The sequence below is a fragment of the Rhizobium sp. USDA 3886 genome (genome assembly GCF_056279785.1).
In genome coordinates this window covers 1,929,375-1,950,572 of sequence record NZ_JBWCDC010000003.1, presented here as the reverse complement: position 1 = coordinate 1,950,572, position 21,198 = coordinate 1,929,375, and the positions used below count along the sequence as shown (strand labels likewise).

Annotated in this window: 23 protein-coding genes and 2 pseudogenes; 17 read left to right on the top strand and 8 right to left on the bottom strand. The window is 59.3% G+C overall.

What is annotated here, in order from left to right; genetic code table 11:
* Nucleotides 1-123: 123 nt before the first annotated feature.
* The 5 genes and pseudogenes from ACZ9BX_RS32245 to ACZ9BX_RS32225 all read left to right on the top strand — a co-directional run.
* Nucleotides 124-288: pseudogene (locus tag ACZ9BX_RS32245) on the top strand (DUF4160 domain-containing protein); the annotation flags it as partial.
* On the top strand, nucleotides 281-685 hold the full coding sequence (locus ACZ9BX_RS32240) for a DUF2442 domain-containing protein (RefSeq protein ID WP_476222335.1): 405 nt from the start codon (nucleotides 281-283) through the stop codon (nucleotides 683-685). The pseudogene ACZ9BX_RS32245 and the gene ACZ9BX_RS32240, both read left to right, overlap by 8 nt.
* Before the next feature lie 173 nt (nucleotides 686-858).
* A complete protein-coding gene (panC, locus tag ACZ9BX_RS32235) occupies nucleotides 859-1,734 on the top strand; it encodes a pantoate--beta-alanine ligase (RefSeq protein ID WP_476222334.1) in 876 nt (291 codons plus the stop codon).
* Complete coding sequence (gene panB / locus ACZ9BX_RS32230; RefSeq protein WP_476222333.1) at nucleotides 1,734-2,564, top strand: 3-methyl-2-oxobutanoate hydroxymethyltransferase; 831 nt, start codon at nucleotides 1,734-1,736, stop codon at nucleotides 2,562-2,564. The genes panC and panB overlap by 1 nt, the downstream gene beginning before the upstream one ends.
* A 255-nt stretch (nucleotides 2,565-2,819) precedes the next feature.
* Complete coding sequence (locus ACZ9BX_RS32225; protein WP_476222331.1) at nucleotides 2,820-3,536, top strand: DUF899 family protein; 717 nt, start codon at nucleotides 2,820-2,822, stop codon at nucleotides 3,534-3,536.
* Nucleotides 3,537-3,759: 223 nt separating this feature from the next.
* Here the strand turns inward: ACZ9BX_RS32225 and ACZ9BX_RS32220 are convergent, their stop codons facing one another.
* Nucleotides 3,760-4,239, bottom strand: coding sequence for a TetR family transcriptional regulator C-terminal domain-containing protein (locus ACZ9BX_RS32220; RefSeq protein ID WP_476222330.1), 480 nt, complete (start codon nucleotides 4,237-4,239; stop codon nucleotides 3,760-3,762).
* On the opposite strand from ACZ9BX_RS32220, the gene ACZ9BX_RS32215 reads away from it, so the two are divergent.
* The 5 genes from ACZ9BX_RS32215 (at nucleotide 4,137) to ACZ9BX_RS32195 (ending at nucleotide 7,105) form a co-directional block, all read left to right on the top strand.
* Entirely contained in the window at nucleotides 4,137-4,397 is a 261-nt protein-coding gene (locus ACZ9BX_RS32215) for an SDR family NAD(P)-dependent oxidoreductase (RefSeq protein ID WP_476223105.1), read from the top strand. The two genes, ACZ9BX_RS32220 and ACZ9BX_RS32215, sit on opposite strands and share 103 nt — an antisense overlap.
* Nucleotides 4,334-4,606, top strand: coding sequence for an SDR family oxidoreductase (locus ACZ9BX_RS32210; protein WP_476222329.1), 273 nt, complete (start codon nucleotides 4,334-4,336; stop codon nucleotides 4,604-4,606). Before ACZ9BX_RS32215 ends, ACZ9BX_RS32210 begins: the two co-directional genes overlap by 64 nt.
* 246 nt (nucleotides 4,607-4,852) lie before the next feature.
* Nucleotides 4,853-5,650 carry a class I SAM-dependent methyltransferase gene (locus ACZ9BX_RS32205; protein WP_476222328.1) on the top strand — a complete coding sequence of 266 codons (798 nt, stop codon included), beginning with the start codon at nucleotides 4,853-4,855 and terminating at the stop codon, nucleotides 5,648-5,650.
* On the top strand, nucleotides 5,638-6,144 hold the full coding sequence (locus tag ACZ9BX_RS32200) for a GNAT family N-acetyltransferase (protein WP_476222327.1): 507 nt from the start codon (nucleotides 5,638-5,640) through the stop codon (nucleotides 6,142-6,144). Before ACZ9BX_RS32205 ends, ACZ9BX_RS32200 begins: the two co-directional genes overlap by 13 nt.
* Nucleotides 6,145-6,190: 46 nt before the next feature.
* Nucleotides 6,191-7,105 carry a class I SAM-dependent methyltransferase gene (locus ACZ9BX_RS32195; RefSeq protein WP_476222325.1) on the top strand — a complete coding sequence of 305 codons (915 nt, stop codon included), beginning with the start codon at nucleotides 6,191-6,193 and terminating at the stop codon, nucleotides 7,103-7,105.
* Between the two features lie 169 nt (nucleotides 7,106-7,274).
* Here the strand turns inward: ACZ9BX_RS32195 and ACZ9BX_RS32190 are convergent, their stop codons facing one another.
* Complete coding sequence (locus tag ACZ9BX_RS32190) at nucleotides 7,275-8,246, bottom strand: DMT family transporter (RefSeq protein ID WP_476222323.1); 972 nt, start codon at nucleotides 8,244-8,246, stop codon at nucleotides 7,275-7,277.
* 265 nt (nucleotides 8,247-8,511) lie between these two features.
* Between ACZ9BX_RS32190 and ACZ9BX_RS32185 the strand changes: the two genes are divergently transcribed.
* Nucleotides 8,512-8,931 (top strand): GNAT family N-acetyltransferase, encoded by a 420-nt coding sequence (locus ACZ9BX_RS32185; protein WP_476222321.1) that lies wholly within the window; start codon nucleotides 8,512-8,514, stop codon nucleotides 8,929-8,931.
* Between the two features lie 138 nt (nucleotides 8,932-9,069).
* Nucleotides 9,070-9,406: pseudogene (locus ACZ9BX_RS32180) on the top strand (antibiotic biosynthesis monooxygenase family protein).
* A 111-nt stretch (nucleotides 9,407-9,517) separates the two neighbouring features.
* On the opposite strand, the gene ACZ9BX_RS32175 reads toward ACZ9BX_RS32180, so the two are convergent.
* Nucleotides 9,518-10,405, bottom strand: a complete 888-nt coding sequence (locus ACZ9BX_RS32175) for a LysR family transcriptional regulator (protein WP_476222320.1) — start codon at nucleotides 10,403-10,405, stop codon at nucleotides 9,518-9,520.
* Nucleotides 10,406-10,545: 140 nt separating this feature from the next.
* On the opposite strand from ACZ9BX_RS32175, the gene ACZ9BX_RS32170 reads away from it, so the two are divergent.
* From ACZ9BX_RS32170 to ACZ9BX_RS32155, 4 genes are all read left to right on the top strand, one after another.
* The gene (locus ACZ9BX_RS32170) at nucleotides 10,546-11,739 is read left to right on the top strand and encodes an MFS transporter (protein WP_476223104.1); all 1,194 of its coding nucleotides are present in this window, start codon (nucleotides 10,546-10,548) and stop codon (nucleotides 11,737-11,739) included.
* Nucleotide 11,740: 1 nt separating this feature from the next.
* The gene (locus ACZ9BX_RS32165; RefSeq protein ID WP_476222319.1) at nucleotides 11,741-12,214 is read left to right on the top strand and encodes a cyclophilin-like fold protein; all 474 of its coding nucleotides are present in this window, start codon (nucleotides 11,741-11,743) and stop codon (nucleotides 12,212-12,214) included.
* 50 nt (nucleotides 12,215-12,264) lie between these two features.
* A complete protein-coding gene (locus ACZ9BX_RS32160; RefSeq protein WP_476222318.1) occupies nucleotides 12,265-13,359 on the top strand; it encodes an alpha/beta hydrolase in 1,095 nt (364 codons plus the stop codon).
* Between the two features lie 174 nt (nucleotides 13,360-13,533).
* Complete coding sequence (locus ACZ9BX_RS32155; RefSeq protein ID WP_476222317.1) at nucleotides 13,534-14,268, top strand: phosphotransferase enzyme family protein; 735 nt, start codon at nucleotides 13,534-13,536, stop codon at nucleotides 14,266-14,268.
* A gap of 77 nt (nucleotides 14,269-14,345) precedes the next feature.
* Here the strand turns inward: ACZ9BX_RS32155 and ACZ9BX_RS32150 are convergent, their stop codons facing one another.
* The 4 genes from ACZ9BX_RS32150 to ACZ9BX_RS32135 all read right to left on the bottom strand — a co-directional run bounded on the left by ACZ9BX_RS32150 (nucleotide 14,346) and on the right by ACZ9BX_RS32135 (nucleotide 18,129).
* Nucleotides 14,346-15,149, bottom strand: coding sequence for a hypothetical protein (locus ACZ9BX_RS32150; RefSeq protein ID WP_476222316.1), 804 nt, complete (start codon nucleotides 15,147-15,149; stop codon nucleotides 14,346-14,348).
* Nucleotides 15,150-15,271: 122 nt separating this feature from the next.
* On the bottom strand, nucleotides 15,272-16,273 hold the full coding sequence (locus tag ACZ9BX_RS32145) for an NADP-dependent oxidoreductase (protein ID WP_476222315.1): 1,002 nt from the start codon (nucleotides 16,271-16,273) through the stop codon (nucleotides 15,272-15,274).
* Nucleotides 16,274-16,285: 12 nt separating this feature from the next.
* A complete protein-coding gene (locus ACZ9BX_RS32140; protein WP_476222314.1) occupies nucleotides 16,286-17,227 on the bottom strand; it encodes an alpha/beta fold hydrolase in 942 nt (313 codons plus the stop codon).
* Nucleotides 17,228-17,313: 86 nt separating this feature from the next.
* Nucleotides 17,314-18,129: an oxidoreductase gene (locus ACZ9BX_RS32135; protein WP_476222313.1), complete on the bottom strand. Its 816-nt coding sequence runs from the start codon at nucleotides 18,127-18,129 to the stop codon at nucleotides 17,314-17,316.
* 103 nt (nucleotides 18,130-18,232) lie between these two features.
* On the opposite strand from ACZ9BX_RS32135, the gene ACZ9BX_RS32130 reads away from it, so the two are divergent.
* A complete protein-coding gene (locus tag ACZ9BX_RS32130) occupies nucleotides 18,233-18,817 on the top strand; it encodes a TetR/AcrR family transcriptional regulator (protein ID WP_476222312.1) in 585 nt (194 codons plus the stop codon).
* Between the two features lie 275 nt (nucleotides 18,818-19,092).
* On the opposite strand, the gene ACZ9BX_RS32125 is transcribed toward ACZ9BX_RS32130, so the two are convergent.
* Nucleotides 19,093-20,946, bottom strand: coding sequence for an ABC transporter ATP-binding protein (locus ACZ9BX_RS32125; RefSeq protein ID WP_476222310.1), 1,854 nt, complete (start codon nucleotides 20,944-20,946; stop codon nucleotides 19,093-19,095).
* Nucleotides 20,947-21,198: the final 252 nt, after the last annotated feature.

The following is a 21,198-nucleotide window of genomic DNA, read 5'->3' as shown; positions in this document are numbered from 1 at the left end:
ATTGCCGCCAGGATATAGCAGGCTGATCTTGAAATACCTAAGTTGTTAGGTTATTCTCTCTTGGTTACAGTTATCCGGCAACATGGCCTGCGCTTTGTCATTTAGACTGCTGACCACGAGCCTCCGCATGCCCATGTAGTAGGCGAAGGCGAGGCACGTATCGATATCGTCAATCTGAAAGTGATCACACAAGGCAGGATGTCTGATAGAGACGTTAGGCGCGCCGTTGCGGTTATCGAAGAGAACCAGGAATTATTCCTCGACACGTGGAGAAAGTATCATGGTTGAGATCACGGATGCAGAACTGACGCAAGCAAAGCGGCGTTGGGAGGTCGAACGCGCTCAAAGGCCGATTCCTGCGTCAGTCCGTTTCGATAGTTCCTCCGAGCGGATCATTGTCGAATTTACAAACGGGGCCGCTTTCATGTTCCCGGCACGATCTCTACAGGGCCTGGAAGAAGCAACGGCTGCGGAGCTTGCTGAGGTCGAATTGTTGGGCGAAACGGGACTGCATTGGGAAAGCCTCGACGCGGACTATACGATTTCCGGCCTCATGAACGGAGTATTCGGTTCAAAGGCCTTTATGGAGGCTCAGCGACGCGGCGGACAATCCCGTTCTCCCGCAAAAATAGCAGCAAGCCGCGCGAACGGTGCTAAGGGTGGACGTCCCAGGAAATCGGTTTAGCGCGCCAACGATGCTGAAGTCTCCGCTTGGCAACCGCACTCCGGAAGCCAGCTCCGCTCATTATTGCCTGAAATCGGTTTGATGAGCTTCTAATCGATATTATCTTAGCAGGTAAGTTGACGCTTCGCGCGAAATCAACTTCTATCCGCCACCGCTTTCTGGGGAGGTGAAGGATGCGTGTCGTAACAAGGATTGCCGAACTGCGGGAGCACATCGCGGCGATCAAGAATGAAGGCCGGACGCTCGGGTTCGTCCCGACGATGGGATTCCTTCATGCCGGGCATATGGAACTGGTCGCGCATGCCCGCAGCGAGAACGATGCGGTCGTCGTCTCCATCTTCGTCAATCCGCTGCAGTTCGGCCAGAACGAAGACCTCACGCGATATCCGAGAGACCTCGAAAGGGACAGTGCCATGCTCTCCGCCGCCGGCGTTGATATGCTTTTCGCCCCAAGCGTCGAGGAGATGTACCCGCGGCCGATGCAGACGATCGTGGACGTACCGTCGCTTGGTTGCGAGTTGGAGGGTGCCGTGCGGCCCGGACATTTTGCCGGTGTCGCGACCGTCGTGACCAAGCTTTTCAATATCGTTCAGCCGCATGCGGCCTATTTCGGAGAAAAGGACTACCAGCAAGTCGTGATCATCAAACGGATGGTCGAGGATATTGCCCTGCCGGTTCACGTTGTTGCCGTCGAGACCGTGCGCGAGGCAGACGGATTGGCGCTTTCGTCGCGTAACAGCTACCTGACGGCTGAGGAGCGTGCCGCTGCGGTCATCGTTCCAAAGGCACTTGAGGAGGCTGAACGGCTTTACAGCGAGGGAACCGATGATCCGCGGGTGCTCGAGGCCGCATTGGCCGCATTCATTGCACGCGAGCCGCTCGCCGTGGCTGAAGTCGTCGCCGTTCGCGACCCGGAAACATTGGCGCCGCTTGAAACGCTGCGCGATCGGCCAGCACTTGTCGCCCTCTTCGTGCGGATCGGCACGACCAGGCTTCTCGACAACAGGGTCGTCGGCCGCCAGCGCCAAACCCAGTCGAGGGCTGCGTGATGAGCAAGGCTTCTGGTCAAAAACGGCTGACACCGTCTCGCATCCAGTCGATGAAGGGCTCAGCGCCGATCGTCTGCCTGACCGCTTACACGACACCGATGGCGCGCGCCCTTGATGCCCATTGCGACCTGCTTTTGGTCGGTGATTCCGTCGGCATGGTCCTTTATGGCCTACCGAGCACGATTTCCGTTACGCTCGACATGATGATCGCCCACGGCCAGGCGGTCATGCGGGGCGTCACACGGGCCTGCGTGATCGTCGATCTGCCCTTCGGCAGCTATCAGGAATCGAAGGAACAGGCTTTTCGAAGCGCCGTGCGGATCATGCAGGAAACCGGTTGCGACGGCGTCAAGCTGGAGGGCGGCGAGGAGATGGTCGAAACTATCGCCTTCCTGACCGCCCGCGGCGTGCCGGTCTGCGGACATATCGGGCTGATGCCGCAGCAGGTGCACACGGCCGGCAGCTATCGCTCACTCGGCCACTGCGAAAGCGAGACCGCCAAGATCAGGCGGGATGCCAGAGCGGTCGGCGGATCCGGTGCTTTTGCCGTCGTCATCGAGGGTATGGTCGAGCCCCTGGCGCACGAGGTGACCGTTGCAATCCACGTGCCGACGATCGGCATCGGCGCGTCACCGGCCTGCGACGGCCAGATCCTGGTTGCCGACGACATGCTGGGCATGTTCACGGATTTCACGCCCAAATTCGTCAAGCGCTATGCCGGTCTCGCACAGGCGATCGAAGACGCGGCAAGCGCTTATGCCGACGATGTCCGAAACCGCCGTTTCCCGGGTAAGGAACACACCTTCGAGATCCGAACTCCACCGGGTTGATCCGCAGGTTCTGCATACCATCTTCCTGTCGGCGTTTAGACAAAGTCTTCGAAGCCGGGCAGGCCGATCTTTTTCGCAAGCACAGGGAAACATTATCCGCAGCGCTGTCGATTTCGGCGCCCGTCAATCGTCCTTGAACAGGCGAACGCTCAAGTCCCAGACCGGCATTCGAATGACGGCCGGTGCCTTGCGTTCAATAGCCTGGGAGAGACGGCAGATGGCTCCTCTCTCACGATCAGATCGACGGAGGACATTATGACTGATCATCAGCACCTCACACCCGCAATCGAACTCGCCCGCAGAAACGGTGCGCGATTTCCAAATGAAAGTGAAGACTATCGGCGTGCGCGCGATGCTCTGCTTGCCGAAGAAATCGAGTTGCGCCGCCACATCGAGCGCGTCGCCGAGCAAAGGCGCGCTCTTCCGCCTGGAGGCGGGGTGAGGAAGGAATATAGGTTCCAGGGAAATGGCGGTCCCGTGACATTGAAAGACCTGTTCGCCGACAAGGATACATTGGTTGTCTACAGCTACATGTTCGGTCCCGAACGGGAGCGTCCTTGTCCTATGTGCACATGCTTGCTCTCTGCCTGGGACGGTGAAGTGCCCGACATGCAGCAACGGGTGGCGCTGGCGGTCGTTGCCCGCTCGCCCATCGAAAGGCTGCTGTCGTTCAAGAAGGAGCGCGGCTGGCGCTATCTCCCGCTTTATTCGGACATTGATGGCGACTACAGCCGGGACTATCGCGCGCTCGGAGAAGGCGGCAGCGATGATGCCGCGTTCAATGTCTTTACACGGCGCGACGGCACGATACGCCACTTCTGGAGCGAAGAAATGGGACAGGTGACGGCCGATCCGGGACAGGATCCGCGCGGTGCGCCCGACCCCATGCCGATCTGGACGGTACTCGATACCACGCCGGAAGGACGTCCGGCAGATTGGTATCCCAAGCTTTCCTACTCAACTCAAATATAAAAAATCACGGACGGTGCCGGATAACACGAGCTTCTCGAGGTCGTTTTGGCACCGTCCTGCTCGGGTTCCTGGGAGCAAAATGATCAAGTCGCGTCAGTGGCGACGTATGAAACGCTCTTAAATCGTCTGGAGTGGGTTGTGCGCGGCGGGATGGCTTAAGACGGCGAGCACTGCGAGGTCCGCGCAGGCCAGGTCTACCGCGATGCCCAATCCGTCCGGGCGTTCAGGATGATTTTCTGGACAGGGTCGAACTACCGGTAGGCAGCGTAGACAGCGCTTGCTCGGCAACAGCCTCCAGTGTGTCACGACTGAAACCGGCTTTCGCCTGCACAGCCATGCCGTGAAGAACAGCCATCACGAATGCCGCAAGCGTGTCGGACTTGGCCGTCTCTGGTAAATCGCCCTCGGCCTTTGCCCGTTCGAAGCGTTCACGAAGCTGTGCCTCACCAGCCGCACGAGCCTCTATCAAGGCTTGCCGAACAGGCTCCGCTTCATCCGATCCCGCTAGGACGCCATTGATGCCAAGACATCCTGTATGGTCGGGATAACGTGTGTTGAGCTCGATGGCGCTATGCAGGATTTGCGCGGCAACGTCTCGCGCTGTGGCGAGCTTTAGCGCCGCCGGGACGTAGTCCAGATATCGCTCGTAATAGCGCGCCAGGGCCTTTCGGAAGCACGATCGCCAGCACCCGCGCGGCGGCACGCAAGCTGACCGACGGTGGTCGTATCATCTTCATCGGCTCCCTGCTCGGCTCCTGCGTACCCTTCCCAGGTGTCGCCGACTATGCCGGAACAAAGTGGGCGCTCGCCGGATACGCGAAGGTATTGCGCGCGACCTCGGCCCAAGCAATATCACTGTGAACGTGGTCCAGCCGGGCATTATGCCCACGGACATGGCCGCGGACGTTGCCGGTGAGCTTCCGAACCGTGACGCCATCCTGGACATGCATCCGATCCGTCGCATCGCAACCCTCGAAGAAGTGGCGGAAACCATCTGCTTCCTTGCCGGACCACATGCGGGCTACATCAACGGAGAAACCGTGAATATAGCCGGTGGCCTCGGAATCTGAGCGTCGAAGCCCAAAGCTCCCGACACACTCCGGATCAGAGCACCAGCGCGCCTGAGCTTCAAAACGAAGCTCAGGAACTCGCTTTTGATCGACTACGGCCGGTTTGGGCCGACAGGCGAGGCCCTCGGCCGGATCGCGCCATGTGTGGTCATGCAACTTTCGCAAAATGATGTAATTAGACGGTTTTCTTAGCTCTTGGGAGAAGACCTTCCCTTCTAACCTAAAGCCAATGTTCCGAGGTGAATCATGCCACAAAATATTTACGACGAGCCAATCTTCTTCGAACGCTACAAGAATCTTCGCCAGAACGACACCGGTCTAAATGGGGCACTGGAGCAGCCGGCTATTCGTGCTCTGGTCCCTGACCTCAAAGGGCTGCGTGTCCTCGATATGGGCTGCGGCTTCGGTGATTTCGCTCGCTATGCCCGGTCGTCCGGCGCGGCATCGGTCACCGGATTGGATGTATCCGAGAGCATGACCGCTGAAGCGAGACTTCTCACCGACGACTCGCAGATCGACTATCTTTGTAGCTCAATTGAAGAAATCGCCTTTCCCCCCGAAAGCTTTGATCTCGTCGTCTCCTCGATGGCTCTTCACTATGTCGATGATTACGCCTCCATCGTGCAGAGAGTATTTACGTGCCTTCCCATTGAAGGTCGGTTCATCTTCTCTGTGGAGCATCCGGTCTGCACGGCAAATCCGGTTGGATGGACGAAAGACGCGGATGGGCATCCGGTTAGCTGGCCGTTGGATAATTATCAAAAGGAAGGAGTGCGTCATACGAAGTGGTTTGTCGATGGCGTGGTGAAATTCCATCGCACTACTGAAACGTATGTCACTACGCTTCTCAGAGCCGGATTTCGATTGGACCATTTTGGCGAGCCGACACCACTTCCAGAGTTCCTGAGCGAGCGACCTGCATTGTCGATGAATCTTCGTCGTCCGCCGATCCTTCTTTTGGCTGGCAACGAAGAGAGCGACGCGCGACTGAACGACGTCCCGCCGACGGGCTCCATCGAGAGGGCCACAACATGCCACAACTGATGACTACGCTTGCAACTGACCGCTTAACGCTTCGTCCGCAAACGTTAGAGGATTTTCCCGCTTATGAGGCTTTCTTAGCGTCGAAACGATCAGCTGGAATGGGTGGACCATTTGACAAGCGCACTACTTGGGGACTTTTTTGCGGTGACTTGGCGATGTGGCGCTTCTTCGGCCACGGCGCACTCATGGTCGAACTGACTAAAACGAGAGAGTGTGTTGGACAGGTCAGCATCAATCACGGACCTCTTTTTCGTGAAAAGGAACTAGGCTGGTTCCTATACGATGGATATGAGGGGTGCGGTTATGCCACGGAGGCCGCCAGCGAAATGCGTGACTGGGCCTTTGAGACGTTGGATTCACGCACTTTAGTGAGTTACGTGGCTCCAGATAATTTCAGATCAATGGCCGTTGCGACGCGGCTTGGAGGAATTCTCGACACATCAGCTTTAAGAGACGACCCCGAGCACCTTGTGTATCGCTACTCCAAAGCTTGAGCGTCGCGATTGCGCTTCTTAGCACTCGCTCCGGTGAACCGCAGCAATGGGCCGACTGCGGAAGGGTGCCTTGGCCAGAAAGCGCCAATTCCGGACTTGTCGATGCTGTGCTAGCCTGCCCTTCGAGATTGAGAATGTACTCCGACACGACGGGTGCCCAATGGCCGAACCGATCTATGCAGGGGCTTCGGAGGGTTACGACGAACTCTTCGCACGGGCTACACAGTTGTTCATTCCCTCGCTCCTTCGCGCGGCACACATAGAGTCAGGGCAAACGGTACTAGATGTCGCCACTGGGACCGGCGCTGCCGCACGAGCGGCGATGGACGTCGTCGGTTCATCGGGCTCTGTCATCGCGGGCGACGCCTCACCCACTATGCTAGAGGCGGCCCGGCGCAATCTGAAGGAATTGCCGGTCAGGCTGGAGATTCTCGACGGTCAGGAACTGCCCTATCCCGATAACCGCTTCGATGCCGTGATCTGTCAGCTCGGGCTGATGTTCTTCAATGATCCGGCGCGTGGCTTGTCCGAGTTCTATCGGGTTCTCCGCAACGGCAGATGGGCGGCTGTAAGTGTCACAACGACGGCCGAACGCTCGCTCTTCGCTCGCATCGGTGCCGTTATCGCTCGCCATGCTCCCGAGAAGGCGGAGAAACTGAACCGCTTTTTCTCAATTCCAACTACCGAGCGTCTGCGCTCATTGATGGGCGGTGCGGGTTTCCGCGAGGTTGAGATACAGACAGAAAGCCGGGGGATCGAGTTTGCATCGTTCGATGGGTACTTCAGCGGCATTGAGAAGGGGGCAACGCTGAGCGGCCAAGAGTTCGTTCAACTATCGCCGAGCGTTCAGCGCCGCGTGCGTGACGAGGTTCGGGACAGCCTTGGTGCGCCCGACGATGGTCGGCGGCTCGTGATCGAGATGGAAGTCCTGATCGGGAGTGGACGTCGACAGTCTGGGTGAGGTGTAGACCCGGCAATTGCATTGCAAACCGAGGCACCCATGTCCGGCTTGGGTCACGGCCTGCCGTCGCGCCGCCGCGAGGGTAGGTCCGCTTCGGACCGACTGCAGACGAACGCGTTCGGCGGCTTCGCGCCAGAAGCGGTCACTAGGAAAGCCATTGCGTTCGTCCTCAGGCTTTGGTCGCCTCCGCTCTGGTCGTTGGCTTCAGCAGGATGATGAGAAGCAAGCCGGCGACTATGAGTGCCGTGCCTTCGAGATGATAGCGTTGCAACTGTTCGCCGAGGAACAGGTAGGCGAGCACGGCGATAAAGATCGTCTGGATGTAAAGCAGCACGCCCGCCCGCGCCGCCCCCAGGGCCTCGATGCTGCGATTGAAGAGATAATACATAACCGCGCCGCCCGGGATCGCGACATAGCCGAGCGCGATAAGGCCGCTGGCATTCAGCGTCGAGCGCTCGTCGGAGAGAAGCTCAAACAGGTAGAAGGGCAGGGCCGTCAGCACCGCCGCACCGAGGAGGAGTACCAGGAGCGCAAGGCGATTCACATCGAATTTCGCCCGGCGGAGCAGGACGGTATAGAGGCTGAAACAGAACGCGCCAGCGACGATCCACAGCTCTCCGGGATTGAGGTCGAGACGCAAGAGCGCAGCCGGGCTGCCCTTGACGATAATGACCACGATCCCGAGAAAGGCGAGGATCGATCCGATCACCTGCCAGCGTCCCATCGGCTCAGCCAGAATGAAACGGGCAAGAATCATGGTGATGATCGGGATCAGGGCGATGATGATGCCGGCGGTAGTGGCATCGGCATGTTCGAGGCCGACAAAAATCAGGCCCTGGCAGATCGCAAGCCCCATACCGCCGATGGCGAGCAACTCGAGGCCGCGAGCCCGCACGAGCGCGACCATGGCGCCGAAATGCTGGTACACGATCGGCATCAGGATCGCGCAGGCGATAAGCACGCGCCAGAAGCAAAGCGCCCAGGGCGGCATCTCCGAAGAGACCCATTTCGCGGCGATATAGACGCCGGCCGACAGCAGCCAGCAGAAAACCCCCACGGAATAGGCGGCTGCAAGCGAACCGCCCGCCGCCTGTTCCGTCCCGACCGTGTCGCGATGGACCGCCAAGACATGTATCGCCATGGCCCAGTTATGCCACAGTTCCTGTGCGCTGCACAGATGAAGGCGGCGGCACTTCGCCTATTGCGCGAGGACGACCTCCAGCGTCGGCGGGCCAGCTACGATTAAAACGCAGCATTTCGCGATGACTAGCCGCTGGCTGCTTGGGACCGATCGCCGACGAGCCTCGGCCGCTTTTGCGCCAAAAGTGGTCTCCCGAGTATGGCGACAAATTCACGTGTCTGTTACATCGGCCACATAGGCGGAAATGGCTGAATGGAGATACGAAATGCCTGTATTAGAAGTGAAGCTCGACCCTAACGAAGGTGACCGCGAGGCAATCCTAAATCCCCTGCTCGCCTTTAATGATTCGAAGGCTGGAGAGGATGGTTACAAGCCGCTTGCAATTTTACTGCGCGATGATGAGGGCGGAATCCAAGGCGGCCTATGGGCGAAATGCTATTATGACTGGCTGTTCGTCGAGCTGCTTTTTGTGCCCGAAGTTATGAGGGGCCAGCAACTGGGGGCAAAGCTTCTGGCTCAGGCGGAGCAATGGGCCGAAGAACAAAGCTGCGTGGGGATTTGGCTTGACACATTTAGCTTTCAGGCTCCGGGCTTCTATCAAAAGCAAGGATACTCTGTGTTCGGAACGCTGGAACGATATCCCCCCGATACACACCAGAGAATATTTTTGCGAAAGTTGCTTTAGCCTTGCACGCAAAGTCCGCTTTGGGCCGACTGCAGACGAACCTGCGGCTTCGCGCCAAAAGCAGCCTCATCGGTCCCGACGAAATGAATGTAAAATGGATTGCGCAAGTAGCTTCCGCCTCGAAAACAGAGGAATCACATGCCGATAGCCGCCCTACCAGAACCACCATACTATATGGTTAGCTTCACCTCGCAGCGAACAAACGTAGACGATGGATATGGCGAGATTGGTTACGCAATGACCAAACTTGCTAGTCAACAACCGGGGGTATCTTGGCTTCGAAAGCGCTCGCGGCGCAGATGGCTTCGGAATACTGGTCTCATTCTGGAAGGACGAAGACAGTATCCGCGCATGGAAGGCCGTCGTCGACCATGTTGAAGCACAACGAAGAGGCCGCAAAGACTGGTACTCGAAATACGAAATTCGCGTCGCTCTTGTTCAGCGAGCCTACAGGTTTGACAGCGGGAGCCAATAGATGGCGAGTGCCACATAATGGAAGCGCAACTCAATAACTGTTAAGGGCCGATAGCCGCCCTGGCAGGATTGCGCCAAAAGGAGAAGTCGCTTCTGGCGGCGGCCCTCTCACTCAGAGGCGCAGCGCATCGACCACGACCTTGAACGCGGGAGAGTTCTGCCGCCTGCTTGGGTAGTATAGATAGTAGCCCGGAAACATCGGTGACCAGTCGTCGAGAACCTGAACTAACCGCCCGGAGGCGATGTCGTTGCCGACGATGTTCTCCGGCACGTAGGCGATCCCGTAGCCATTGGCTGCCGCATCGATCATCGCGTAGGACGTGCTGAATGTGAGCTGTCCATCGACACGAACACGCAGTTCCTTGTCTCCCTTTTCGAACTCCCAAGCATAGAGGCCACCGGATCGGGATTGGCGATGGTTGATGCAGTTGTGCGCTACAAGCTCCTGCGGTGACCGGGGCGCAGGCCGAGCGGCAAAATACGCTGGAGACCCGACAGCCACGAGACGCCAATCCGGCCCGATCCGCACGGCGATCATGTCCTTGTCGACGCTCTCGCCCAGTCTGACCCCGGCATCAAATCGGTCTTCGACGATATTGCGGAAAGCGTTGTCGGTGTTGAGTTCGACCTTGATGTCCGGATAGTCCTTCAACACGGGCAGAAGCTTCGGCCACACGACGCTTTCCATCGCGTGGTCGGACAAGGTGATCCTGACCGTTCCGGACGGGGTGTCGCGGATTTCCATCAGTTCGTCGATCTCGGTCTCGATCTCCTCTATCCGGGGAGCGAGCGATCGAATGAGCCTTTCGCCCGCTTCTGTGGGCGAGACGCTTCGCGTGGTGCGGGTCAGAAGCCGCAATCCCATCCGCGCTTCGAGGTTCTTGATCGTATGGCTGATCGTCGACTGCGAGGTGCCGAGCTTTGCGGCCGCCTTGGTGAAGCTGCGCTCCTCGGCGACCACGAGGAACCAGAGCATGTCGTTCAGGTCTTCTCTCTTCACGCAAACCTCCCGATAACTTATGTCACCATTCGATAAGTCCATCCTAATTGCAACGGCTAATCAGTGAAGTGCGTGCGCTGTATATTGCCCTCATGACACAGCAAGCACTCACAATCGATCCCGACCTCGTCTTCGAACTGATGGCAGAGAGTGCGGCCAGCCCGCGAGGTAAAGACGTCCCGTTGACCGCAGCCTGGGGAGCGGTGTTCTCCATGGCGCTTTGCGTTGCCGTTCTGATCGCCTCGGAATTCATGCCCGTCAGCCTGCTGTCGCCAATCGCGACGGATCTCGGCGTCACAGAAGGTCATATGGGTCAGGCGATTTCGATCTCGGGCATCTTCGCTGTCGTCACCAGCCTGTTCGTGTCGTCGGTGACCAGTAGACTGGACCGCCGGCTGGTGGTGACGTCTCTGACGTTGCTTCTGATCCTCTCCGGGACCATCGTCACCTTTGCGCCGAACTACGTGGTGCTGATGATCGGCCGTGCGATGCTCGGTGTCGCCATCGGCGGTTTCTGGTCGATGTCGACCGCGATCGTTATGCGCCTGGTGCCCGAAGAGGCCGTTGCGAAGGGACTGGCGATGCTGAATGCGGGCAATGCCATCGCCGCAACGATTTCCGCACCGCTGGGCAGCCTGCTCGGTTCCTATATAGGCTGGCGTGGCGCGTTCTTCGCCGTGGTGCCACTCGCCCTGCTGGCCTTCGTCTGGCAGTGGATCAGCCTGCCATCTCTTCCGCCACGCCGTAAGGAAGGCTCGCCGAGCGTCCTGCGCCTGCTTGCCCGTCCGCAGGTGGCGATCGGCATGGCTTCCGTCATGCTGCTGTTCATGGGGCAGTTCGCGCTGTTCACCTATCTGCGCCCGTTCCTCGAAACCGTGACCCAGGTCTCGATCTCGACCCTTTCCCTGCTGCTCCTTCTGATGGGACTGGCAGGCATCGTCGGCACCTACTGCGTCAGCGGCCTTCTTCAAACACGGCTGTTCAGCATTCTGGGATCGATCCCGCTGGTGATGGCGGCCATCGCACTGCTGCTGATCGCATTCGGCACGTCGTCCGTCGTCACCGCCATCCTTCTGATTGCATGGGGCCTGTTCGGCACGGCCGCCCCGGTCGGCTGGGGAACATGGCTCAGTCGGACCATGCCCGACGACGCGGAGGCAGGCGGCGGCCTGCAGGTTGCCACCATCCAGCTCGCCATCACCATGGGCGCATCTCTCGGAGGCGTTCTGTTCGACACGACGGGTTGGTGGACCACCTTTGCCTTTGCCGCCGCGCTTCTGACCGGCTCGTCCGTCCTTGCCGCTGTCGCATGGCGTTACCTCAGGAGCAACTGACATGGTTCTGAATTCCAAGACATTCAGCCGCCGCGCCATACTCGGGTCGATGGTCGTGACTGCGATGTTCCCGCCGCTGGCCCGAGCACAACAGGGCAACGATCCCGCAAGCCAGGAGGCGAGCAAGGTGAAAATCAGGATGACGTTCAACGGTCAGACGATGACCGCGACCCTCTACGATAATGCTTCGGCCCGCGACTTCGCGTCGATACTGCCGCTGGACCTGAAGATCGAGGACTACTCGACCAACGAGAAGATCACCTACCTACCGCACAAGCTGAGCGAGGCTGGGAGCGGTCCGTTCAAAAATGAGCGTCCGGGCGACCTCTGCTATTACGCGCCCTGGGGCAACCTGGCGCTCTTCCACAGCGGCTACCGCTATTCATCCGGCCTGATCCGTCTTGGCCGTTTCGACGACGGCTTCGAACCCCTGCTGATGCGCGGCGAGTTCTCGCTCCGCATTGAACAGGTTTGACGACACCCGAATTTGCATGCGCCTTTTCCTCAACTCACGGAGATACGACCATGAATGACAAGACCGAAACCTCGGCAGGCCTCGACCGCCGCCAGATTCTGAAAATGACTGGTGCAGGTGTGGCTGCGGTCGGAGCTGCCTTTCTGGTCGGCTTTTCGTCGGCAATGGCGCAGGACATGTCCCGTGGCGCTGCCAATTTCTACACCAGCGACAAGGTCACTATGCAGAAAGTGACGTTCAAGTCCCAGTACAAGACGACCGTCGCAGGCAGCCTGTTCACCCCGAAAGACCTGGACCGCAACGGCAAGACCCCGGCGATCATCGTCGGTCACCCCATGGGAGCGGTAAAGGAGCAAAGCGCCAACCTCTACGCGACCAAGATGGCTGAGCAGGGCTTCGTGGCCATGTCCATTGACCTGCCGTTCTGGGGCGAGAGCGAAGGCACGACCCGCAATCTCGTTTCCCCCGATGTCTACGCCGAGGCCTTCAGCGCAGGCGTGGATTTCCTTGGGAGCCAGAGATATGTGGACCGCCAGCGGATCGGCGGCATCGGCATCTGCGGCAGCGGCAGCTTCATCATCAGCGCGGCCAAGATCGACCCTCGCATTCGGGCCATCGCCACGGTCAGCATGTATGACATGGGTGCGGCGTTCCGCGATGCACTGAACAAGTCGCAGACCGTCGAACAGCGCAAGCAGTTCGTCGCGACGGCAGCCGAACAGCGCTGGGCGGAGTTCGATGGCGGAGAAACCCAGTACATCGGCGGCACGGTTCTGGAACTGACGGCCGACACCGATCCCGTTCAGCGCGAGTTCTTCGACTTCTATCGGACCTCGCGTGGTGAATTCACCCCCGCTGGCGCGACGAAGCAGACGACGACGAAGCCGACCTTGACCAGCGCCGTGAAGTTCATGAACTTCTATCCGTTCAACGACATCGAGACCGTTTCTCCCCGCCCGATGCTGTTCATCTCCGGTGACCAAGCCCATTCGAAGGAGTTCAGCCAGGATGCCTACAATCGTGCCGCAGAGCCGAAGGAACTGGTTTGGGTCAAGGGTGCCGGGCACGTCGATCTCTACGACCGGGTCGACCTCATTCCGTTCGACAAGCTCTCCACGTTCTTCAATCAGCACCTGACGGCGTGATTCACGCGGCACGTCATTGACATCACATGAGGCCCAGAAAGGAAATCTGGGCCTTAATTTTTACGAACAAGTTTGTTCCGTTCGTCCGCTTTGGGCCGACAGCGGACATCGTGGCGTCGCAAACTTTTTCTATTTCTCCGTCGATTTTGATCACGACCGCCAGGGATATCGTCAATGGGATGGGAAGCACTCGGGCAATGGGGTGAAGATGCGGTTCGCATCGAACCACTCACCGGCGGAGTTGCTAACAACGTGTGGAGCGTTCGCATCTACAGGCAGATCGCCGTCGGTCGTCGCGGCTCCAGGACCGACGCTGATCTCGCAAGGGAAACCGGGCTGCTCCAACATCTCGACCGTGAAGGGATGACCGTTCCAGTGCCGATCCCGACGATGGACGGCCGGCTGTTCGTGGACGGTCTGGTGGTCATGAGATACATGGAGGGCGGACCGCCCGAGACGGAGGCCGACTGGCGTCGCGTGGCCGAAACGCTCCGCGAGCTGCATCGGTTGACGCAGGGCTGGCCGCAGCGCCCGGGCTGGCGATCGTCGAGCGACCTCCTGCATGCCGAAACCGGAACGAGGATCAACCTAGCCGCGATGCCGCCGGAGGGCGTCATCAGATGTCGGGCAGCATGGGCACGGCTAGTCGGACGCCGGACATGCGTTGTCCACGGCAACCCCAACAACCCCGGCAACGTCCGCATGACCGCAGATCGGGTCACGTTGATCGACTGGGACGAGGCACATGTCGACGTCCCCGACCTTGACCTGGTGCTGCCCGGCAACGCTGCCGATCTCGACGACGGCGCGCATGACATCGCCGCGCAAGCATCAGCCGCATGGGAAGCCGCCGTCTGCTGGCGGGACGAATATGCAGTCAAGCGGCTTGCCGAAGTTCGCCCGGCCTGAGTAGTTCCGCCGGATCGACGTTTCCCCAAGCCGACGGCCGTCGCGGGCCTTCGGCTGAAAAGCGCCGCCAATTGCGGTCATTGCGTGCAGATATCCAACGCGGTCAGATCGTGTTCTATTGGGCGGCTCAGTTTAAACCGGTGATGCAGGTGCACGATTTGTCCGCGATAGACGGCCAATAGACGATTTAGTGCACCCAAGATCATTTCTGCATCACACGGGCAATACGAGCCTACTAGGACCTCTCGCACATCCAGACTGGACGGTCGGTCGAATTTCGCGAGGACCGACGTCCCGGGCGTCCGGTCATAAAGCCAGTCGTCGGCTTGCATCATGTGTTGACGCAGTTCGTCGAGAAGAGTTTGGGAGTAAAAGAGTTCTCCACGTTTCGCACGCCTGTATGTCTCATGCGCCGCCGCAAGCCCCTTACTGATAGAGAAGTCGATCTCGTCAACCGTGAGAACAAAGGTCAGGTCTTTGGAGCGATCAACGACGTCAGCGACAATTTTGTCAGGATCATGCAGGATGATCGTAGGAAGTCGGTACCACGCCGATGGTGTGAGTTCCGTGGCATCGAGATAGAAGATATCTAGCTTGTTGAAGGGCCGGAAATGTGAAACGCAGTGACGGGTTCTGGGCATCCATTCGTTGAAAAGAAAGCCGGGCCACTGCTGTGGAAAGTCGCGCCGATGCTCAACGAACCAGCTATGACGTTCGTGGCGCACAACAACCCGCAGGTCTACATCGGAGTATGCGTCCGAGCTTCCCGCCGCAACGGAGCCAGAAATAAAGATGGCTAGCACATTGGGATCACCTTTGAAGTGATCCGACGCGACCGAGATGATCCTATCCCTTGCGGCTGAAAGTGCTGTCAAATCCATACTAGCCATGCGGGTAGCATACCAAAAGCATTAACATCAGCAATGGGCCGACACCGGCAGGAATGCGCCATGGCCGGACGTCGAGCGAGGCCGTCTTGCGTTCTTACAAAAACAAGGAATTGCTACCTGACCTTGATGACGACCTTGCCCTTGACACGTCCTGTTTCGACGTAAGCCAGAGCCTCATTGGTCGCTGCAAATGGAAAGACGCGATCGACAACCGGGCGGATCGCTCCGGATTCTATGAGTGACGTGATTTTGGTCAGCTGATCACCCTGCGCGCACATGAAGAGGAACGAATATTTCACGCCACGGCGCTTGGCCTTGATCCGAATAGCGCGGCTCAATAGGCGCAGTATCAACCTCAGCACCAGGTTCAGTCCCCGCTCCCTGGCAAATTCGGGATCCGGGGGGCCGGAGATGGAGATGAGCTTCCCACCCGGTTTCAGCACATTCAGGGATTTTTCAAGCGTTCTGGCGTCCTGGCTGTTCAAGACGACATCGTAGCCCGACAGGACGTTCTCGAAGTCATCTTTCCTGTAGTCGACGACGATATCGGCGCCAAGACCCTTTACCAGATCGGCACTCGCTGCGCTCGCTGTTGTCGCAACGGTCGCGCCGAGCTGCTTTGCCAGTTGGATGGCGAATGTTCCCACGCCGCCGGAGCCAGCCTGAATGAAGACCTTCTGTCCCTTCTTCAGCTTTGCCCTTTCGACGAGCGTCTGCCAGGCAGTCAGACCGACCAGCGAGATCGAGGCCGCCTCTTCCATGCTGAGGTTCTTGGGCTTCAAGGCGACGTCGGCTTCATTGATGGCGATGGATTCGGCGAACGTCCCTATCCGGCCATCGCGCGGCCGTGCGTAGACTTCGTCGCCGGGCTTGAATTTTCGGACGTTTGATCCCACGCGGACCACCATCCCGGCCACATCGTGGCCAAGGATGAAGGGTCGGCGATAGGGAAGGATGAGCTTAAATTCGCCTGTTCTGATCTTTGAATCCAGCAGATTCACCCCTGCAGCATGGACCTCGACCAAGACGTCGTGATCCTGAAGCTCCGGCTCCGGCATCTCGGCCAGCCGCAGAATGCCCTTTTTATTATACTTATCGACAACGAATGCCTTCATGGCAGTGACTTTCTAAGAATGTCTGTTGGTGTATTTGGACGAAACAAGTCGAACGTTTTCAGCTGCATAGCCGCCCTGCGGGAAGGCCTCAGCCTCGAGGAACGACAGAGCTTTCGGGACGAAATCGGCGAAGTTCTGAAATACCCCGCCATGCCCTGCATCCGGGTAGATAACCAGATGCGCCCCCGGGATACGCCGGGCGAGATCGTAGGTATTGCTGCTCGGCACCATCCTGTCCTGGTCGCCATTTGCAACCAAAGTAGGAACGCGGATGGCGCTCAAATCATGCGGTGCCTGCAGTCCGTAGGCCTTGATCGCTTTGAGTTGCGCGACGAACGCGCTCAGCGATATCGCCCCATCCCGGTCGGTCCGGCGCTCTTTCAGCCGTTCCAAAAATGCCTTGGCAGCGCGCCGCCCATTCGGCGTCCTTGTGAAGAAGAGATAGTATTTCGGATCCCGAAAAGTCAGCGCGCCCTTGATCATGTCCGCGATCGTCAGCGGCGTCACCTTGTCGATGCCTTCCCCACCGGCTGGCCCCGTGCCAGCCAGGATGAGTTTGCGCACAAGCTTAGGCTCAGTCAGCACAATCTCCTGCGCCACGAAGCCGCCGAGTGAAAAGCCGAAGAGGTCAACTTCCTCGAAGCTCAACGCCCGGATAAAGGCGACCGCATCCCGCGCCATCTCGGGAATGGTCGACGGAGTTTTGCCACCCGAACTACCGATGCCGCGATTGTCGAAGGCAATCACCCGCCGGGTCGCAGCGAGGCCATCGACGATGCGCGGATCAAAATTGTCCAGCTGAGCCGCGAGATGGTTGAGCAGGAGCACCGGCACGCCCGTCTTGGGCCCGACCTCCCGGTAGACAAATGCCGTGCCGCCGACATCGACAGAGCGAGTTGGCGTGTCCTGGAACAATGCCCGTGAACGGGGCGACTGATTGGATGTATGCGTCATGCTTGGCACTTCCGTTCTGTAGGGCCTGGCCAATTGTGTTGTGGTTGCTTGACGCATGTGCGTGAAATCCTCTGCATCGCTGTTTTTCAGACCGCTAAGCGGAACTGCTTGCGCAAGCTCTTGTCGAATATCTCCGCGGGGGCAAAACGGCGCAGGAGGCTGACCTGCCGCGCGGTCTTGCCGGCGGTGTAGCGCGGTCGCGGACGAACATCGGTCGCGGCCTTCACGACCACATCCGCCACAACTTCGGGCCGATCGGCTTTCGGCATCACATCGCGAAGGAGCGCGTCGACCCCGGCTCGAGCCAGATCGTATTCTTTCAACGCGGAATCCGGCTCGATCCCGTTCTGGTCGAAGACGGTACGGACGAATGCCGGCTCGATGACCGAGACACGAATGTTGAAGGCACGAACCTCATGATCGAGGGATTCCGAATAGCCCTCGAGCGCGTGCTTGGCGGCCGAATAGTGAGCCGAGTATGGCGCGGGGACCAATCCCAAGATCGAGCCTATGTTGATGATGCGTCCTCCACCGCGCCGCCGCATCGCCGGCAACACCGCATTGGTCATGCGGATGACGCCGAACAGATTGACGTCGAACAGGGCCTGTACCTGCGCCACCGAGGATTCCTCGGCGCCTCCAAGCATGCCGACGCCGGCATTGTTGACCAGGAGGTCGATACGGCCGGTCTGCGAGTGTACCGTCGAAGCCAGCGATGCGACTGACTCGCCGTCTGTTACGTCGCAAACCAGCATGGTCACCCCGTCTGGGCCGTTGCCGACCGCGCGTCGACTTGTCCCGAAAACTGTAAACCCGGCCCGCGCCAGTGCCTCGGCGCTGGCTCGGCCGATGCCTGAGGAGGCTCCGGTCACGAGCGCCGTCTTTCCCGAATTCGTCTTCATTTCGTGCTCCAAAATCGTGAGGGCTAGCTTTTTCGCGTTAATTAGATTACGTTTATAATATAGAATTATGAGTATAATGCAATAGCAGAAAGGAGTAGCAGCCATGCGTTACGAAAAGGGCCGAAAGGACGCGTCACGCGGCCGGATCATGGAGGTCGCTGCCGACCGTTTTCGAAGTGACGGCATAGCAGCGTCTGGACTGGCAACCATCATGGGCGACGCCGGACTTACGAACGGGGCCTTCTATCCGCACTTTCACTCCAAGGCGGAGCTTGTGCGTGAAAGCGTGGTGGCAGCTATGGAGCTCCAGTCGCAGCAACTTGCGGAAGCACTGGCCTCTCTTGGCCCGGAGATGGCCATAGAGGCGTATCTGTCAGCTGAGCACCGGGACAATCCGGGAAAGGGCTGCGCTTCTGCCGCGCTTCTGCCGGAGCTCGCGCGCCAGCCACCCGAAACGCGAGAAGTCTACACCCACCACTTACTGTCTTTGGTGCGCCAGTTGTCTGCCGCACTTCCCCAGGCCAAGGATCCGGACGGTGTGGCACTGGGTGTCTTTGCGACGCTCATCGGCTCGCTGCAACTGGCCCGCGCAGTGGAAGGGACGGAATTATCGGATCGCATGCTCGCGGCGGGGAAAGCTGCAGCAAGGGCGTTGATCCAGCTGCCTCAGGACGAAGTGGCGTCCTGACGTGTAGGGGCGGACTGCCTGCCAGGGCGGGGCCAGATGCTCCCCTTGCGGTGGTCGCGTTTGCTGCGTAAATCTGAAAACAACTGCGGATCAACCGGCGGCCCCGCTACCACCTGACGCGACATGGCCTGGCGAATCTGAGCTGATCCTAACGTCGCTGATTTTGCGCTCACTCCGGCCCGAGGACCGCTCCGCCGGCCTTTTGGGAATGAGATCCGCTTGGCCTCGAAATACCTTAGAAGCGTCTACCTGCGCGAACGGGATAAACAATTAGATTAATTGATTTTTTCAGGAATAAAGCCGCCGGTCTGGCGTTTCCACAGACGGGCAAACAGGCCGTCCTGTTCGACCAGGTCGTCGGGCCTGCCTTCTTCCACGATGCGTCCCTGATCGAGCACGACGATCCGGTCCATCCTGGCAATGGTTGAAAGGCGGTGTGCGATGGCAACGACCGTCTTTCCCTCCATCACCAGGTTGAGCTTCTCCTGGATGGCGGCCTCAGATTCGCTGTCGAGGGCGGAGGTCGCCTCGTCCAGTACGAGGACCGGCGCGTCCTTCAGCAGAACGCGGGCGATCGCCACACGCTGCCGTTGGCCGCCTGACAGCTTGATGCCGCGGTCGCCGACGAAGGCGTCATAGCCCCTGCGCCCTTCGCCGTCCGCAAGGTCGGCAATGAACGCATCGGCTCTTGCCATCTTCGCCGCCTGTTCGATCTCATCCTGCGTCGCCTCAGGCCGGCCGTAACGGATATTGTCGCCGACTGAACGGTGCAGCAGTGCGACATCCTGAGCGATGACCCCGATGTTGCGGCGAAGGCTTGCCTGCGTGACCGCGCGGATGTCCTGTCCATCGATCAAGATCGCGCCGTCCCGTATGTCGTAGAAGCGCAGCAGCAGGCTCACCAGCGTGGTCTTGCCGGCCCCGGAGAGGCCGACCAGGCCCACCTTCTCGCCGGGCCGGACCGTCAAAGACAGCGCATCGATCACCGGCGTGCCGGACCTGTAGGCGAAGCGGACATTTTCGAAACGGATCTCCCCGCGGCTGACCGTCATTTCGGCCGCGTCCGGCCGGTCGGTGATGGTGGGCGGCGTCGTCATCACCGGCATGGCGTCCTTGATGGTGCCGATCGCCTGGAAGATCTGCTGGCCCATCTGCAGGAAGGTGAAGGTATGCCCGGACAGCCGGTTGAGAATGTAGACCGCCCCGACGAACTCTCCGACCGTCAGAAAGCCGTTGACGAGGCCCGAAAAACCGATCGAAAGCATCGCCAGCCAGAGCGCCATATTGAGCGCCACGACAGTCAGTTCCGACGTGCGATAGATGCGTTGTTCCCTGTGCTGCGTTTGCATGGCCTTCTGAATGACGCGGCGGATGGCGCCCGCCTCACTGTCTTCGGCCGCAAACTGCTTGATCATCTGCATGTTCGTGTAGAGATCGGTAATGGCGCCGGCGACGAGGCTGCGCTGCTTGGCGGTGCGGCGCGAGCGTTCTGCGAAGACTGGCGCCATCCTGACGGCGAGCGCCACATTGAGCGCGATCCAGACGACGACTGGCAGGGCGAGCTGCCAGGACAGGCTCGTAAGCAGGATCACGGAGCCGACCATCTGCAGCAGAAAGCGCGGAATGGACTGGAAGGCGGCGATGATCTGCTGCTGGACGGCGGACGCCACCTGCGACAGGCGCGAGGCGACCTGTCCGGCAAAGAGATCGTGAAAGAAGGCAAGATCCTGCCTCTCCACCGCCTTGTGACCCTGCCATTGGATGGCGGCCGGCATGCCGACACCGAGCGTATGCGAGGTGAGGGTGTTCGTAAGAAACGAGGCGACAGGCATGCCCGGAAAGATCAGGAGCCCGAGGAAAGTAAGGAGCGGCCATTCGCTGTGCAGGAAGGCAGACGCGCCCTTCTGCGTCACGCCGTCGACGATGACCGAAAGTCCCCAGACGATCGTCAGGTTGATCGCCTCGACCGTCATGGAGGAAAGCGCCAGGGCGATCAGAACGCCGCGAAACATCGAGATGAAGTGCAGAAGGACGGCCACAGGCCCCTTGGAAGGCAGCGGCCGGTAAGGGATGTCGAGCGGCCGGATCAGCGTCTCGAAGGGACGGTAGATCGCTTCTGAAATCGACATGGGGCCACTCGATCTAATATCGGGAGGGGCGAGAAAGGCAGCTATGCGGATCGCATAGGACCATCTTCCGGCTGCAATCTCAATTAGAAAATCTTAGAAAATGTTCGGAAATAGGCGGGTCATGACGGCCGGATCTGAGATAGTGGGAACGTCGAGCAGTTATGAGATCGCCCACGAAACTATCAACCCTCAGGGCTGACAGGCGACCGCGGCATCGGCCACATCAACACGGCTTACAACAAATCCAAAGGC

What these genes read in the sequence shown, in the direction of transcription:
- ACZ9BX_RS32130 (WP_476222312.1), top strand. Translation starts at nt 18,233, where the DNA reads ATGCGTTACGAAAAGGGCCGAAAGGACGCGTCACGCGGCCGGATCATG.
- ACZ9BX_RS32195 (WP_476222325.1), top strand. Translation starts at nt 6,191, where the DNA reads ATGGGCCGACTGCGGAAGGGTGCCTTGGCCAGAAAGCGCCAATTCCGG.
- ACZ9BX_RS32135 (WP_476222313.1), bottom strand. Translation starts at nt 18,129, where the DNA reads ATGAAGACGAATTCGGGAAAGACGGCGCTCGTGACCGGAGCCTCCTCA.
- ACZ9BX_RS32190 (WP_476222323.1), bottom strand. Translation starts at nt 8,246, where the DNA reads ATGGCGATACATGTCTTGGCGGTCCATCGCGACACGGTCGGGACGGAA.
- ACZ9BX_RS32145 (WP_476222315.1), bottom strand. Translation starts at nt 16,273, where the DNA reads ATGAAGGCATTCGTTGTCGATAAGTATAATAAAAAGGGCATTCTGCGG.
- ACZ9BX_RS32160 (WP_476222318.1), top strand. Translation starts at nt 12,265, where the DNA reads ATGAATGACAAGACCGAAACCTCGGCAGGCCTCGACCGCCGCCAGATT.
- ACZ9BX_RS32170 (WP_476223104.1), top strand. Translation starts at nt 10,546, where the DNA reads ATGGCAGAGAGTGCGGCCAGCCCGCGAGGTAAAGACGTCCCGTTGACC.
- ACZ9BX_RS32150 (WP_476222316.1), bottom strand. Translation starts at nt 15,149, where the DNA reads ATGGATTTGACAGCACTTTCAGCCGCAAGGGATAGGATCATCTCGGTC.
- ACZ9BX_RS32240 (WP_476222335.1), top strand. Translation starts at nt 281, where the DNA reads ATGGTTGAGATCACGGATGCAGAACTGACGCAAGCAAAGCGGCGTTGG.
- ACZ9BX_RS32165 (WP_476222319.1), top strand. Translation starts at nt 11,741, where the DNA reads ATGGTTCTGAATTCCAAGACATTCAGCCGCCGCGCCATACTCGGGTCG.
- ACZ9BX_RS32205 (WP_476222328.1), top strand. Translation starts at nt 4,853, where the DNA reads ATGCCACAAAATATTTACGACGAGCCAATCTTCTTCGAACGCTACAAG.
- ACZ9BX_RS32140 (WP_476222314.1), bottom strand. Translation starts at nt 17,227, where the DNA reads ATGACGCATACATCCAATCAGTCGCCCCGTTCACGGGCATTGTTCCAG.
- ACZ9BX_RS32155 (WP_476222317.1), top strand. Translation starts at nt 13,534, where the DNA reads ATGGGATGGGAAGCACTCGGGCAATGGGGTGAAGATGCGGTTCGCATC.
- panB (WP_476222333.1), top strand. Translation starts at nt 1,734, where the DNA reads ATGAGCAAGGCTTCTGGTCAAAAACGGCTGACACCGTCTCGCATCCAG.
- ACZ9BX_RS32185 (WP_476222321.1), top strand. Translation starts at nt 8,512, where the DNA reads ATGCCTGTATTAGAAGTGAAGCTCGACCCTAACGAAGGTGACCGCGAG.
- ACZ9BX_RS32125 (WP_476222310.1), bottom strand. Translation starts at nt 20,946, where the DNA reads ATGTCGATTTCAGAAGCGATCTACCGTCCCTTCGAGACGCTGATCCGG.
- ACZ9BX_RS32200 (WP_476222327.1), top strand. Translation starts at nt 5,638, where the DNA reads ATGCCACAACTGATGACTACGCTTGCAACTGACCGCTTAACGCTTCGT.
- panC (WP_476222334.1), top strand. Translation starts at nt 859, where the DNA reads ATGCGTGTCGTAACAAGGATTGCCGAACTGCGGGAGCACATCGCGGCG.
- ACZ9BX_RS32225 (WP_476222331.1), top strand. Translation starts at nt 2,820, where the DNA reads ATGACTGATCATCAGCACCTCACACCCGCAATCGAACTCGCCCGCAGA.